Below are 13,769 nucleotides of genomic sequence, written 5' to 3'. Positions count from 1 at the left end.
CGTCCGATCGGTTACAGAACGGTGGTCCGGCGTGGAAAGGGCGGATTCGCCCGGATGCCGTCGGCGAACGGCATCCGGCAATCCATCCGCACCCTTTTCACCGCGTTCCGCACCACGCCGAGCGGCATCGTGCCGGGACTGGTCGGATCAGCGGAGCGCGCGGTCGCTACGCGGCTCCGCCGCCGAACGGCTCTCAGCGGAACGCGTTCGCGTCGGTCAACGCCCGGCCCAGCACGAGCTGGTGTACCTCCGCGGTGCCCTCGTAGGTGAGCACCGACTCCAGATTGTTCGCATGGCGCAAGACCGGGTAGTCGAGCGTGATGCCATTGGCGCCCAAGATGGTTCGGCACTCGCGAGCGATCGCGATGGCCTCGCGCGTGCTGTTCAGCTTGCCCGCGCTCACCTGCTCCGGCGTGACCGCGCCGCGGTCCTTCAGCCGTCCGATGTGCAGCGCGAGCAGCTGGCCCTTGCCGAACTCCAGCGCCATGTCGGCCAGCTTGGCCTGGGTGAGCTGGTAGGCGGCCAGCGGCTTGTCGAACACCTCGCGGGTCCTGGCGTACTCGATGGTGGCCGCCAGGCACTCGCGTGCCGCGCCGAGCGCACCGAAGACGATGCCGAAGCGAGCCTCGCTCAGGCAGGCCAGCGGCGCGGCCAGTCCCCTCGACCCCGGCAGCACCGCGTCCGCGGGCAGGCGAACGTCGTCCAGGTCCAGTTCCGCGGTGACCGACGCGCGCAGCGACAGCTTGCGGTGCATCTCCCGCGTCGTGAACCCGGGCGTCCCGGCCGGGACCAGGAATCCGCGGATCACCTGCCTGCCTTCGTCCTCGGTCTGCGCCCAGACCACCGCGACGTCGCTCACCGAGCCGTTGGTGATCCACATCTTCGAGCCGCTCAGCACCCAATCGGAGCCGTCGCGCTTCGCCCGGGTGCGCATGCCGCCCGGATTCGAACCGAAGTCGGGCTCGGTCAACCCGAAACAGCCGAGCGCGCGGCCCGCGGCCAGCTCCGGCAGCCACTGCTGCTTCTGTTCCTCCGAGCCGAATTTGTGGATGGCGGTCATCGCCAGCGACCCCTGGACCGAGACCATGCTGCGGATGCCGGAGTCCACCGCCTCCAGCTCCTGGCAGGCCAGACCGTAGGCGGTGGCCGACATGCCCGCGCAGCCGTACCCCTCCAGATGCATGCCGAGCAGTCCCAGCGCGCCCAGCTCAGGGGCGAGCTCGCGGGCCGGGAAGGTGCCCGCCTCGAACCACTCCGCGACGTGCGGGCGCAGTCGCTGCGTCGCGAAGCTCGCGACGGTGTCCCGGATCTCGCGCTCGTCGTCGGACAGCAGCGTATCGGTGGCGAACAGTTCTTCCACAGTGACCATGGACTCAGCCTAAAGGGACGGAGAAATAGTGAGACCGAACTCACGCTCCTTGCTTCGGTGCAAGATTTCCGTGCTGGTGGTGACGTCGGTGTAATTCGATCGGATCGAGGGGCGCTATCCCGCTGTGCCAACACCATTGTGTGGATTCGTCCGTTTCGCCTGCGCACGCAGCGGCGATATGCCTACACCGGGAAGTTGCCCGGGAATCGCCCCGATTAGGCTGAGCCCCATGAGCGAGCTGGGATTCTCCACACGGGCCGTGCACGCCGGGTATGAACCCGATCCGCAGACCGGCGCGGTGAATGTGCCCATCTACGCGAGTTCGACGTTCGCCCAGGACGGCGTGGGCGGGTTGCGCGGCGGTTTCGAATACGCCCGCACCGGCAACCCGACGCGGTCGGTACTGGAAGCGAACCTCGCCGCGCTGGAATCGGGCCGCTACGGCCGGGCGTTCGCGTCCGGCATGGCCGCGACCGACTGTGCGCTGCGGGCCACGTTGCGGCCGGGTGATCACATCGTGATCCCCGACGACGCCTACGGCGGCACCTTCCGGCTGATCGACAAGGTCTTCAGCCAGTGGGGGATCGAGCACTCGCCCGCGCACGTGTTCAACGTGGACGAGATGCGCGCCGCGATCCGGCCGAACACCAAGCTGGTGTGGATCGAAACCCCGACCAACCCACTGCTGAGCATCGGCGACATCCCCGCGCTGGCCGACGTCGCGCACGCGGCGGGCGCGAAACTGGTCGTCGACAACACCTTCGCGACGCCCTACCTGCAGCAGCCGCTGCTGCTCGGCGCCGACATCGTGGTGCACTCGACCACCAAGTACCTCGGCGGCCACTCCGACGTCATCGGCGGCGCGCTGATCACCGACGATCCGGAACTCGACGCGGCGTTCGCGTTCCTGCAGAACGGTGCGGGCGCGGTGCCGGGCCCGTTCGACGCGTTCCTCACGCTGCGCGGCACCAAGACCCTCGCCCTGCGGATGGATCGGCACTGCGACAACGCCGAGACCATAGCGGAGTTCTTGACCGGGCACCCGTCGATCTCGCATGTGATCTACCCCGGCCTGCCGGAGCACCCGGGCCATGCCGTCGCGGCGAAGCAGATGCGGCGCTTCGGCGGGATGATCTCGGTGCGCCTCAATGGTGACGTCGAAGCCGCGCGGAAGTTCTGCGCGCGAACCGAGGTCTTCACCCTCGCCGAGTCCCTGGGCGGTGTCGAGTCGCTGATCGAGCATCCGGCCGCGATGACGCACGCCTCCACCGAAGGTTCCGAGCTGGAGGTGCCCGCGGACTTGGTGCGGCTTTCGGTCGGCATCGAGGATGTCAGCGACCTGCTTGCGGACATCGAGCAGGCATTGAGCTAGGTTCACGGACATGAGGAAGCGGCCGCACCCGATGATCGGGCGCGGCCGCTCGTGTCCGCGGGGGTATCGGTCTGCCGTTGCGGCGCGACCGAGAGCGTCAGCTGTGGTAGGGCTCGGCGCTGAGCAGGGTGACCTTCATCGTGTTCCCATTGGGCAGCGTGTATTCCCTGGTCTCGCCCACCTTGGCGTCGATGAGCGCGCCGCCGAGGGGCGAGTTCGGCGAGTACGTCTCCAGCTTGGAATCGCGGAGACCCTCCTCGCGGGTGGCGATCAGGAAGGTTTCGGTGTCCGTCTCGTCGCCGTCGTAGTAGACCTTGACGACCGACCCGGGAAGCGCCACGCCGGACTTGGTCGGTGCGACGCCGACCTTGGCGTTGTTCAGCAGCTCCTGCAGCTGGCGAATGCGCGCCTCCTGCTGACCCTGCTCCTCGCGCGCGGCGTGGTACCCGCCGTTCTCCTTGAGGTCGCCCTCTTCCCGGCGTTCGTTGATCTCGGCGGCGATGACCGGACGATTGGCGATGAGCGCGTCGAGTTCGCTCTTGAGCCTGTCGTGCGACTCCGGGGTCAGCCAGGTCACTTGCGTCTCAGTCATCTCGATCACTCCCTAGTAGTTGTTCCCGGCAGGCCGGGATTCCCTGAGCACCGGCGTGTACCCACCCGAAAGCGGGCACGCGCCAGTCGACGGCTAGAGCGATCCTGGGAAGTTCATCGAACCCCGACAGGCCCCGGTCACGGGCGAAATCGCAAGCCCGAACCCTCAGCGCTGGCCGCCAATGCAGCAAACACGGCTCCGAGCTCCGGAACCGTGTATCACGCCATTTTAGCATGATTCACAAATGTGCAGGTCGGAGTTAATTTCGCGGGCAAATCGCCGGTTTATGCGCGGAAATCAGCCAACTCGCAGATAGCTGGGTACCCGATCGCTGCACGCGTACACGCTGCCCGACACGGGACGCGCGGACGAGCGCACGACGGTGGTCAACTCGACCGTCCCGCTGCTCGACGGCTCGATCAGCACTTCCCTGCGGCCGAGTTCGGAGCCGTCGCGAGCCATCGCGCGGACGAAACACACCACCGGCTGCTGCGGGTCGGCCCGGGTGACCTTGAGGTGGATGGTCATGGTCGAGTCGTCGACGACGACGTAGCCGAGCTGCTCGGCCTCGATGTCCTCCGGCCCGTACTTCTGATAGCCCAGGTAGGCCACGCCGAGCCCGGCGAGCACCACCAGCACGCCGAGCACCGGCACGATCCAGCGGCGCGGCTTGCGTGGCCCGGTGCCGTAGCGGTCGGGCGGGGGTCCGCCGGGAGACGCCGGCTTCGCGTCGCCGCCGCTCTCCGGCGCGGGCTGGCTCATGGTGGTCGCTCCCGGGGGGTACGTCGGAACAAATGTGGGTCGAATGGAACTATAGGTAACGAAGCCCCGACACCCGCGACCGAGAGCGACGGAGAACGAGACGTGAGTGGCCTTCGCCTCATGGCGGTGCACGCCCACCCAGACGACGAATCCAGCAAGGGTGCCGCGACGACCGCCCGTTACGCCGACGAAGGACACGACGTCCTCGTCGTGACGCTGACCGGCGGAGAGCGTGGAAGCATCCTGAACCCGGCCATGGACACGCCCGGCGTCCTGGAGCGGATCCACGAGATCCGTCGTGAGGAGATGGCCGCCGCGGCCCGTGCGCTCGGCGTGCGCCAGCACTGGCTCGGTTTCGTCGACTCGGGCCTGCCCGAGGGCGACCCGCTGCCGCCGCTGCCCGAGGGCAGCTTCGCGCTGGTTCCGCTGGAGGAGGCCACCGAGGCCCTGGTGCGCGTGGTGCGCGAGTTCAAGCCGCACGTGATGACCACCTACGACGAGACCGGCGGCTACCCGCACCCCGACCACATCCGCTGCCACGAGGTGTCGATGGCGGCGTTCGAGGCGGCGGGCGACCCCGAGCGTTTCCCCGGCGCGGGCGAGCCGTGGACGCCGCTCAAGCTCTACTACGACCACGGCTTCAGCATGAAGCGGATGGAGATCTTCGCCGCGGAGTACGAGCGCGTCGGCGAACCGTTCCCGCTGCAGGAGTGGCTGGACCGGATGCGTAAGTACGCCGCCGAGCGCGGTGACATGTTCGCCAGGATCACCACCCAGATCGACTGCGCCAAGTACTTCCCGCAGCGCGACGACGCCTTGCGCGCGCACGCGACGCAGATCGATCCGAACGGCGCGTTCTTCGCCATTCCGATGGAGATGCAGCAGCGGTTGTGGCCGACCGAGGAGTTCGAGCTGGCCAAGACTCGCGTGCGCACCGAACTGCCGGAGACCGACCTGTTCGCAGGCATCGAGGACGAGCGGTCGTGACGTTCGTCCTGCTCGCCCAGACACCCGGAACGCCGACCGGCCCCGAGTTCGGCAAGGCGTCGCCGCTCGGCCTGGTCATCATCCTGATTCTGCTCGCGGGCACCTTCCTGCTGGTCCGGTCGATGAACCGGCACATCAAGGGCCTGCCCGCGACCTTCGAGCCCGAGCACCCGGAACCGGACCAGGAGGCCGACGAGGGCACCGAGCACGGCATCACCCGCCGTGCCGAGGAATCAAAGGGCGCCGACCCCGAAGGGCGAGCCGAATCCGGCTGAGCGGCGAAACCCTCGCTGACCTGCTCGTTGTTACCTTTCCGCGCTCTCTTTCGTCAATGAGGTAGTCGCGGCGCGAACCACGGCCTTTCGTCGAAGGCCGACACCTCGGTTCCTGCGCGCGTCTGCTTCCGAACGCTGAGAGTCAGGACGAGCAATGACATTCGACGAACTGCGGGCCACGCTGCCCGGCCGCGTGCTGGTGGCCGGTGACGAGGGCTTCGAAACCGCGGCGCGGCCCTGGACGACTACCGTCGCCCAGCCGGTGGCCGCCGTGGTGCGTGCCGGAGACGCCGGTGACGTCGCGGCCGTGGTCCGGTACGCGGGCCGCGTGGGCGTGCCGGTGGTCACCCAACCGACCGGACACGGCGCGTCCGGTGGCGTGCCCGAGGCGATCCTGCTGCGCACCGGGTATTTGGACAGCATCGAGATCGATCCCCGGCGTCGGGTGGCGCGCGTCGGCGCCGGAGTGCCGTGGGGTCGGGTGCAGGCGGCCGCGGCCGGGTACGGGCTGACCGGTCTCGCGGGCAGCAATCCGGTCGTCGGCGTGACCGGCTACACCCTCGGCGGCGGCATGAGCTGGTTCGGCCGCAAGCACGGCTGGGCCGCCGACGCGGTGCGCGCGTTCGAGATCGTCGACGCGGAGGGCGCTGCGCGCCGGGTCACGGCCGAGGACGATCCGGACCTGTTCTGGGCGTTGCGCGGCGGTGGCGGCGACTTCGCCGTCGTGACCGCGCTCGAGTTCGACCTGTTTCCCGCGCCGGAGCTGTTCGGCGGCCGCATGCTGTGGCCGCAAACGCGGATTCGCGAGGTGTTCGACGCATTCCAGGAGATCACCGCGGCGGCTCCGGACGAACTGTCGGTGTGGTTCCAGCGTTTGCAGATCCCGGACGCACCGCCGATGGTCGGCGTGGACGCGGTGTATCTGGGTGATCCGGATCGTGGACGGACGCTGCTGACCGCGCTGGACGCCATCGGAGATCCCATTCTCGACAAGCGCGGCGTGTTCGGGGCCGCCGACATCGGCGCGGTCACCGCCGAACCCACGGACCCGAGCCCGTCGTTGTCCCGTGCGGAGCAGCTCACCGATCTCGGCGACGCCGTGGTCAAAACCCTGATCGAGGAAGCGGTCGCCCCGCTGGCCAATGTGCAGATCCGGCACCTGGGCGGCGCCCTGGTCGAAGCCCGGCCCGGTGGTGGCGCCCGCGGCCCGATCGAGGAGCCGTACCTGCTCTACTGCCTGGGTCTCGGGCTCCCGCACCTGCGCGATGCGGTCGAGGCGCGGCGCGCCGCCATCGTCGACGCGGTGAGCGGGCAGATCAGCGGCCACAAGCCGTATACCTTCCTCACGCCCGGCGAGACGGCCGACGCCGCTTTCGACGCCGCGACGCTGAACCGGCTGCGCGAGATCAAGCGCGCCCGCGACCCGCGCGGCGTCATCCGGGCCAACTATCCGGTGCTCGGGTAGGTCGCGGAGCGGAACGGCCGGTCGGCGTCGCGTGCCGCTTCCAGCAGCGGGATCATCCGGAACGCCGCGTCGGTCCGGCCGCCGAAGGCGTGCCGGTGCGGAGTGCCGCTGGGGGCGTGCCCGTAGCGGTATCCGGCCAGGTTCCATTCGTCTTGGGCGTTCCCGAAGGGGCGAGAAGTAGCCGCGGACTTCGCACCGGGAGGTGTGATGGAGTTGTGGCGCGCCCGGTGGTCCGCCGGGTGCGCCGAAACAGTAGCGAGACGAAAGAAATTGCCGCACCCTATTTTCGGGGCGGAAGGTCCGAGGGAAAGCGGCGACGGGCTGCTCGCCGTATCGAGCGACCGAAATGGTTTCGGCAGGAATTGAACCCGAAGTATCCGTTGCCTGCGCACCGGGCGCACCACCGACGGTAGCGGGGCCGTCTCGCCCGCGCATCCGAATTTTCCTTCGTGGTCACGAGAAGCACACTGTCGGCAACTATCTCGACGCAAGGTGGAGTTCGCATTGCCGCGCGCTTGTCGGTGTCCTGTGTTACCAATTCAGCGAAACCGCTCGACCGAAGGAAGCTCATGGACAACGTGATCGGACAGATCGACCGTGCACTGGACGCGACCGGAGCGATCGTCGCCGCCGTGGGAGGAGCGGATCTGACGACGCCGACACCGTGCCGGGACTGGGATGTCCGCACCGTTCTCAACCACACGGTCGGCGGTATGCACATCTTCGCGGCGGCCCTGAGCGGCATGGACGCCGGCGCCGAACACGAATCCGACTGGCTCGGCGGTGATCCGCAGGCCGCGTACGCCGCGGCGGCCGAGGTGGACCGCGCGGCCTGGCACCGGCCCGATGCGCTGGACGGCACGGTGGGCATCTCGCTCGGTGAACTGCCCGGCCCCGCGGCCGCGCTGGTGCATCTCACCGAGATTCTCGTGCACGGGGTGGATATCGCGGTGGCGATCGATCGGCCGGATCTGGCCGACGACGAGTTGTGTGGCGAATTGCTCGCCACCATGCAGGCCGCGGGTGGCATCGATTCCTTCCGCGCACCCGGCATTTTCGGTCCCGAGGTGGTGGTCGCCGACGACGAACCGGCACACCGCAGACTGTTGGCGTACGTCGGACGCGAGGTACTGGCCCGCACGTAGTCCGCCGTTTTCGGCGGGTGCGCACTGCCGCCGAGATATGCGACGAGTCATTCCGTAAGACATTTCCGAGGAAGTGGCCGATATGCCTGTCCGCTTCCAATTGAGCCACCGGATCGAAGCGATCCGGACGGGACTGGAACCCGCAACCGATCCCGTGAATTTGGCCGACCTCGCGGTCCGCTCGTGGGACCGGCATCTGCTCGACCTGGCTCTGACGTTCGGCCCCGGCCCGTCGGGGCCGTGGCGTGCCGAGCCGAGCGCGCCGGCTCCTTACTGAGACGTGAGGATGCGGCGAACTGGTTGACGCAGAATGGTTTTCGTTTTCTCGCTCGGCGTCCGGCGCGGGTCGGACAAGTAGATCTCGTGGTGGCGGCCGTGGTGCGCCCATCCCTCGGCCGCCATGAGGGCGTCCATGCGAGCAAGGGTCTCGGGCTCGGTCGCATACGGGCCCAGGTGCAGGACCTGGATCGCCTCGCCCTCGGTGAGTCGTTCGAAGGACGCGCCGGTCACCATGTCGGCGGTCACCACTTCCGGCATGCGAATCAGCAGTTTCCAGTGCCATCGGTCGCGTGGCACCGTCAGCGGCGGCGCGTCGGAATCGACCCACCACAGGCCCTCGAGTTTGGGCACGACGAAGTCCTGCCCGGCGGCTTTCGCGGCCTTCTTCGCGCCGTATGCCGCCCGGTAGAGCGTTTGCACCGCCGCCGCGTAGACCGGGCCGTCAGGGTCCCCGATTCCTTCGACCGTCACGTAGTCGTATGCGCTGAATGTCCGGACCACCGGCCGCGTGCTCGCTCCGTAGTAGTGGTCGTCGGTTCGGGCCGAATCGATCTTCATGCTTCGACCGTGTCGTCTCCCGCCACGGGAGAGTCAAGGACGACGTACCCGCACGGCGGCGGGAAGGGTCGTACGGTGGAGCCATGAACCGGCTCGGAGAGGCGACGTCCCCGTACCTGCGGCAGCATGCGGACAACCCGGTGCACTGGCGGGAGTGGGATGTGGAGGCACTGGCCGAAGCGCGGGAGCGGGACGTGCCCGTTCTGCTGTCGGTGGGGTACGCGTCCTGTCACTGGTGCCACGTGATGGCGCACGAGTCGTTCGAGGACCAGGCCACCGCCGATCAGATGAACGAGAACTTCGTCTGCGTGAAGGTCGACCGGGAGGAGCGGCCGGACCTGGACGCGGTCTACATGAACGCCACGGTCGCGATGACGGGGCAAGGCGGCTGGCCGATGACCTGCTTCCTGACCCCGGCCGGTGAACCGTTCTACTGCGGCACCTACTACCCGAAGCTTCCGCGCGGCGGCATGCCGTCGTTCACCCAGCTGCTCACCGCGGTCACGGAAACCTGGCAGAACCGGCGGGACGAAGTGAACCAGGCCTCCGCGCAGGTGGCGGCGGCGCTGCGGGACCAGGCATCGGGACTGCCCGACGCGGATCTGGCGATCACACCGGAATTGCTCGCCCACGCCGTCGCCACCGTGCTGCGCGACGAGGACGCCGAGCACGGCGGGTTCGGCGGCGCTCCCAAGTTCCCGCCGTCGGCGCTGTTGGAGGGCCTGTTGCGGCACTGGGAGCGAACCGGCGACCCGGCGGTGTTCGACGTGGTGGCCCGTACGGCCGAGGCCATGGCGCGCGGCGGCATCTACGACCAGCTGCGCGGCGGGTTCGCGCGGTATGCGGTCGACTCCGCCTGGGTGGTGCCGCATTTCGAGAAGATGCTCTACGACAACGCGCAGCTGCTGCGCGCCTACGCGCACCTGGCCCGCCGCAGCACATCGGAGCTCGGGGAATCGTTGTCGCATCGGGTCACCCGGGAGACCGTGCGTTTCCTGCTCGACGACCTCGGGACTCCGCAGGGCGGCTTCGCCTCGGCCTTGGACGCCGACACGCACTTGGAGCCAGGCAAGCCCGGCGTCGAAGGCGCGACGTACGTGTGGACGCCCGCCGAGCTGGCCGGTGTACTCGGTCCGATCGACGGAGCGTGGGCGGCCGAATTCTTCGGCGTCACCACCGCCGGAAACTTCGAACAGTGCACCTCGGTGCTGACCAGGTACTCCGAGCCCGCCACGCCGGAGGACGCCGCGCGCCTGGAACGCGCCCGCGCCGGGTTGATCGCCGCGCGTGACCGCCGCCCACAGCCCGACCGCGACGACAAAGTGGTCACCGCGTGGAACGGCATGGCGATCACCGCGCTGGCCGAGGCCGCGGGCGCGCTGGACGAGCCGGAGTGGACCGCCGCCGCCGTGCGGTGCGCGCGCTTCCTGCTGGCCGAGCACGTGGTGGACGGACGGCTGCGGCGCGCCTCGCTCGGTGGCGTCGTCGGCGCGGCGCCCGCCATCCTGGAGGACTACGCCTGGCTGGTCACCGGCCTGCTAGCGCTGCACCAGGCCACCGGCGACCTCGGCTGGCTGGAGGACGCCCAACGCCTGCTGGATACCGCGATCGAACACTTCGCCGATCCCGATCAGCCGGGCGGCTGGTTCGACACCGCCGACGACGCCGAAACCCTCGTCGCGCGCCCGCGCGACCCGATCGACGGCGCCACCCCCGCGGGCGCCTCCGCGCTGGCCGAAGCGCTGCTCACCGCCGCGGCCACGAGCGACCCCGAGCGGGCCGTCCGCTACCGCGAACTCGCCGACCGCACTCTCGAGCGCGGCGCGATCGTGCTGGCGCGCGCGCCGCGTTCGGCGGGTCAGTGGCTCACCGTCGCCGAGGCAGCTGTGCGCGGCCCGCTGCAAGTCGCCATCGCCACCGAATCCGCGCAACCGACCGAGTTGCTCGTCGCGGCCCGTTCGGCCGCCCCGGGCGGCTCCGTCGTCCTCGCCGCCGCCCCGAATGCCGTTCCGTTGCTGGCCGACCGACCCTTGGTCCGTGACGCCGCCGCCGCGTACGTCTGCCGCGGCTCCGTCTGCGACCTCCCGGTCTCCACTCCCGACGAGCTCCTGATGGCACTTCGGCGAAGCTGACGACAGCATCTCCGGCCACCATCGTCCGGTTGGCGATAGACGGTTCGAGTCGGACGCCCCGTCGACGGAGGGGCATAACCAGGAAATGGGGTCCGCCCCTCAGGGAGCTGAGGCGCTCGATCACGCAGCCGCGAGACGGCCGAGACCATCGCGACACGATGCCAGGTGGGCGCACGACGACGTTCGTGCCGCCGAACGCAACCGGGTGCGGCGCGATGCGGCCGGTGCATGAGGGCATGCGCGTTCGATCATGTCGCCACCGAGACGGCTGCTGAACCGCCGCGCCGACGTGCTCAGCTGTTCACCCAGCTGAGTGGACTAGCGCCGAGGCGGGGCGTCGAACTCGGCGTCCGGCAACTCCGTGCCACGGGGCGGCTCTGCGGCCGTGTGGATTTCGATGACCGGGTTGGTGTCCGCGGGCAGGTCTTCGCCATCCAGTCGATCGGTGCGGGTTTCGATGCGTTCGGGCCGGGCGCCGGAGGTGTCGATGTCGGTCCAGCAGAACGTGGGGTCCTTCATGCCGCGTAGCACGATGGTGTCGTAGAACGTCCACTTGGCGCGCTCGTGTTCCGTAGCGGCTTCGATCACCGCTTGGCTCACCAGGATTCGCCGCGGCACCTCCTTGGCCGCCGTGGTGAGGCGGGCGGCCTCGTTGACGGCGTTGCCGATCACCGTGAATTCGAGCCGGGTGTCGGAGCCGACGTCGCCCGCGAAGACCCCGCCGCGCGCGACGCCGATCCCGATATCGAGTTCTCCGGTGGCGAGCACCTCGTCCCGGATGCGGCGCGCCGCCCGCAGTGCCGGAGTCGCGTTGTCACCCAACGCGATCGGCGCTCCGAAGACGCACAGCGCCGCGTCGCCCTCGAACTTGTTGACCAGTCCGTTGTTCTCCTCGGTCGCCGCGACGACGATCGCGAGCAACCGATTGAGCTTGGCCACGAACTCCTGCGGCGGCAACCCGGTGGACAGCTCCACCGACCCGGTCACATCGACGAACAGCGCCGACACCTCACGCACGTCGCCGGTGAGATCCGCCCCGCGGGCCAGCGCTCGCTCGGCCACCTCGGCCCCGACGTGCCTGCCGAACACCTCCCGCATCCGTTCGCGCTCGCGCAGGTTCGCCGCCAGTTCGTTGACCGAGTGCTCCAACCGGCCGATCTCGCTGGTGCTGCCGATCGGCACCCGGGCGCCGAGATCGCCTTGCGCGATGCGGTCCAGCGCGCGACGCAGGATGCGCATCGGCGCGGCGACCGCGCGGGCGAGGAACGCCGTGGCCAGCGCACCCACTCCGATGCCGACCGCGGACAGGTAGATGGCGGTGCGGACCCGGTCGGGCGCGGCCGCCACCGGGTCGGCCAGCACGACGATCAGCATGAGCAGCGGAAGCGCGGCCGCCACCGCCCAGGTCAGCACGACCCGCACCAGCACCGAGGAACTCCAGTGCATGGTCCAGCCGAGCACCCCGGCGACCACCGGGATCGTCGGCCGGATCAACCGGTCCACGATCAGGAAGGTGACCGCGGCCGACTCGAAGGCGCCGATCGTGAACAGCGACGCCGTCACGCCGGGGTCGTTGTCCGGGCTCAGCCGCGCGAAGACGGCGGTCGCCACGATCACCCCCGGAATCCACAGCGCGATCGCGCGCATGCTGATCGCGACGGGTAGGTGCAGCAAGCGCCGCGCCTCCACCTCCGTGGGCTTGCGCCCGGCGTCGAGCCAGCCGAAGTACACCTTGCGGTCGCGTACCGCCAGGACGATGCCCGCCAGGAACCCCACCGCCGGATAGATGCCGACGAAGGCCAGTGCCCGTAGCCAATCCGTGCCCAGCCTGCCGAGGAACCCGTTCAGCCACAGCTGGGTGACGATCACCGCGAGGCCGCTGAGATTCGCCGTGGTGACCAGAGCGGCCAAACCACCCCGCGCTTTGAGCGCCCAGACGACGAGCTTCGCGATCATAGGGGCCGCGACCTCGATGACCGTTCCATCGCTTGCGCCGCCCTCTCGTCCGCCCTCCGCGTCGACTCTATGCGCTCAGCGCAGGACGACGAGCCAGACCGCCGCGTAGTGGGTCAACGCCGCGAGCACCGTGGCCGCGTGGAAGAACTCGTGGTGCCCGAAAACCCCCGGCCACGGGTTCGGCCATTTCGTGGCGTAGAGGATCGCGCCGCCGCTGTAGAACAGGCCGCCGATCAGCAGCAAGATCAGCGGTGCGATGCCGATCTGGTCGTTCAGTTGTCCGGCGACCGGCACGATGGCCCAGCCCAGCAGCAGATAGAGCGGAACGCCGACCCAGCGGGGAGCGGCGGGCCACAGCAGTTTCAGCGCCACTCCGGCCAGCGCGCCCGCCCACACCACGGCCAGCAGCGTCTGCCCGGTGCCTCCGGGCAGGCCGAGCAGGGCGAAGGGGGTGTAGCTGCCCGCGATGAACAGGAAGATCATCGAGTGGTCCGCTCGCTTCATCCGGATGCGAGCGCGCGCGGTCGGCCAGGTCACCCGGTGGTAGACCGCGCTGACGCCGAACAGCCCGCACACGGTGAGCCCGTAGATCAGCGTCGACCATCCCGCGGTCGCCGAGACCGTGCCCGCGGTGGCGATCAGCACGACGGCCGCGATCGCCGCGACGCCGACGGCCCAGGTATGGATCCAGCCCCGCATGCGCGGTTTGACCAGCGCCTCGGCGAGCGCTTCGCCCGCCGTGGCGGGGGCCGGTGTGACCGTTGCCGCATCGGCGGCGCCGACCGATTCGGACACGAGTACCTCCTAAGGAACAGCCGGAGCAGTCTTTCCGCGGTCCCACGCCGGACCGAGGGCAGACGAGGTAGTTGAACCCGTC

13 protein-coding genes are annotated in these 13,769 nt (G+C 69.3%); 7 read left to right on the top strand and 6 right to left on the bottom strand.

Translation table 11 applies throughout. From position 1 onward, the window contains the following. Nucleotides 1-193: 193 nt before the first annotated feature. Nucleotides 194-1,369 carry an acyl-CoA dehydrogenase family protein gene (locus ACWEH3_RS05125; RefSeq protein WP_450020733.1) on the bottom strand — a complete coding sequence of 392 codons (1,176 nt, stop codon included), beginning with the start codon at nt 1,367-1,369 and terminating at the stop codon, nt 194-196. 229 nt (nt 1,370-1,598) lie between these two features. Between ACWEH3_RS05125 and ACWEH3_RS05120 the strand changes: the two genes are divergently transcribed. Beyond that, a complete protein-coding gene (locus ACWEH3_RS05120) occupies nt 1,599-2,741 on the top strand; it encodes a cystathionine gamma-synthase (RefSeq protein ID WP_450020735.1) in 1,143 nt (380 codons plus the stop codon). Between the two features lie 97 nt (nt 2,742-2,838). Here the strand turns inward: ACWEH3_RS05120 and greA are convergent, their stop codons facing one another. Together greA and ACWEH3_RS05110 are read right to left on the bottom strand one after the other, a co-directional pair. Then, nucleotides 2,839-3,333, bottom strand: coding sequence for a transcription elongation factor GreA (gene greA / locus ACWEH3_RS05115; RefSeq protein WP_028477722.1), 495 nt, complete (start codon nt 3,331-3,333; stop codon nt 2,839-2,841). Nucleotides 3,334-3,630: 297 nt separating this feature from the next. Next, complete coding sequence (locus ACWEH3_RS05110) at nt 3,631-4,095, bottom strand: DUF4307 domain-containing protein (RefSeq protein WP_450020737.1); 465 nt, start codon at nt 4,093-4,095, stop codon at nt 3,631-3,633. A 102-nt stretch (nt 4,096-4,197) separates the two neighbouring features. On the opposite strand from ACWEH3_RS05110, the gene mca reads away from it, so the two are divergent. From mca to ACWEH3_RS05085, 5 genes are all read left to right on the top strand, one after another. Beyond that, a complete protein-coding gene (gene mca / locus ACWEH3_RS05105) occupies nt 4,198-5,082 on the top strand; it encodes a mycothiol conjugate amidase Mca (protein WP_379255316.1) in 885 nt (294 codons plus the stop codon). Continuing rightward, nucleotides 5,079-5,357 carry a hypothetical protein gene (locus tag ACWEH3_RS05100; protein ID WP_356966784.1) on the top strand — a complete coding sequence of 93 codons (279 nt, stop codon included), beginning with the start codon at nt 5,079-5,081 and terminating at the stop codon, nt 5,355-5,357. Before mca ends, ACWEH3_RS05100 begins: the two co-directional genes overlap by 4 nt. 154 nt (nt 5,358-5,511) lie before the next feature. Next, nucleotides 5,512-6,822 (top strand): FAD-binding oxidoreductase, encoded by a 1,311-nt coding sequence (locus tag ACWEH3_RS05095; RefSeq protein ID WP_450020740.1) that lies wholly within the window; start codon nt 5,512-5,514, stop codon nt 6,820-6,822. A gap of 569 nt (nt 6,823-7,391) precedes the next feature. Then, on the top strand, nt 7,392-7,967 hold the full coding sequence (locus ACWEH3_RS05090; protein ID WP_450020742.1) for a TIGR03086 family metal-binding protein: 576 nt from the start codon (nt 7,392-7,394) through the stop codon (nt 7,965-7,967). Nucleotides 7,968-8,049: 82 nt separating this feature from the next. After that, nucleotides 8,050-8,244, top strand: coding sequence for a hypothetical protein (locus tag ACWEH3_RS05085; protein ID WP_450020744.1), 195 nt, complete (start codon nt 8,050-8,052; stop codon nt 8,242-8,244). On the opposite strand, the gene ACWEH3_RS05080 is transcribed toward ACWEH3_RS05085, so the two are convergent. Continuing rightward, nucleotides 8,238-8,804 (bottom strand): GyrI-like domain-containing protein, encoded by a 567-nt coding sequence (locus ACWEH3_RS05080; RefSeq protein WP_450020746.1) that lies wholly within the window; start codon nt 8,802-8,804, stop codon nt 8,238-8,240. The genes ACWEH3_RS05085 and ACWEH3_RS05080 overlap by 7 nt on opposite strands. An 83-nt stretch (nt 8,805-8,887) precedes the next feature. Here ACWEH3_RS05080 and ACWEH3_RS05075 point away from each other — a divergent pair, with 83 nt between their 5' ends. Continuing rightward, nucleotides 8,888-10,936: a thioredoxin domain-containing protein gene (locus ACWEH3_RS05075; protein WP_452358266.1), complete on the top strand. Its 2,049-nt coding sequence runs from the start codon at nt 8,888-8,890 to the stop codon at nt 10,934-10,936. Nucleotides 10,937-11,254: 318 nt separating this feature from the next. Here ACWEH3_RS05075 and ACWEH3_RS05070 read toward each other — a convergent pair whose 3' ends face one another. Both ACWEH3_RS05070 and trhA read right to left on the bottom strand, forming a co-directional pair. After that, complete coding sequence (locus tag ACWEH3_RS05070) at nt 11,255-12,892, bottom strand: adenylate/guanylate cyclase domain-containing protein (protein ID WP_450025246.1); 1,638 nt, start codon at nt 12,890-12,892, stop codon at nt 11,255-11,257. Nucleotides 12,893-12,967: 75 nt separating this feature from the next. Next, nucleotides 12,968-13,606: a PAQR family membrane homeostasis protein TrhA gene (gene trhA / locus ACWEH3_RS05065; RefSeq protein WP_450025248.1), complete on the bottom strand. Its 639-nt coding sequence runs from the start codon at nt 13,604-13,606 to the stop codon at nt 12,968-12,970. Nucleotides 13,607-13,769: the final 163 nt, after the last annotated feature.

The organism is Nocardia sp. NPDC004718, assembly GCF_053601535.1.
The sequence above is the reverse complement of the archived record's forward strand: the minus strand, read 5'-3'. Positions and strand labels throughout refer to the sequence as shown.

Bases quoted from the DNA above. Each gene is read 5' to 3' on its own strand.
- ACWEH3_RS05125 (WP_450020733.1), bottom strand. From the start codon at position 1,369: ATGGTCACTGTGGAAGAACTGTTCGCCACCGATACGCTGCTGTCCGAC.
- ACWEH3_RS05120 (WP_450020735.1), top strand. From the start codon at position 1,599: ATGAGCGAGCTGGGATTCTCCACACGGGCCGTGCACGCCGGGTATGAA.
- greA (WP_028477722.1), bottom strand. From the start codon at position 3,333: ATGACTGAGACGCAAGTGACCTGGCTGACCCCGGAGTCGCACGACAGG.
- ACWEH3_RS05110 (WP_450020737.1), bottom strand. From the start codon at position 4,095: ATGAGCCAGCCCGCGCCGGAGAGCGGCGGCGACGCGAAGCCGGCGTCT.
- ACWEH3_RS05095 (WP_450020740.1), top strand. From the start codon at position 5,512: ATGACATTCGACGAACTGCGGGCCACGCTGCCCGGCCGCGTGCTGGTG.
- ACWEH3_RS05090 (WP_450020742.1), top strand. From the start codon at position 7,392: ATGGACAACGTGATCGGACAGATCGACCGTGCACTGGACGCGACCGGA.
- ACWEH3_RS05085 (WP_450020744.1), top strand. From the start codon at position 8,050: ATGCCTGTCCGCTTCCAATTGAGCCACCGGATCGAAGCGATCCGGACG.
- ACWEH3_RS05080 (WP_450020746.1), bottom strand. From the start codon at position 8,804: ATGAAGATCGATTCGGCCCGAACCGACGACCACTACTACGGAGCGAGC.
- ACWEH3_RS05075 (WP_452358266.1), top strand. From the start codon at position 8,888: ATGAACCGGCTCGGAGAGGCGACGTCCCCGTACCTGCGGCAGCATGCG.
- ACWEH3_RS05070 (WP_450025246.1), bottom strand. From the start codon at position 12,892: ATGATCGCGAAGCTCGTCGTCTGGGCGCTCAAAGCGCGGGGTGGTTTG.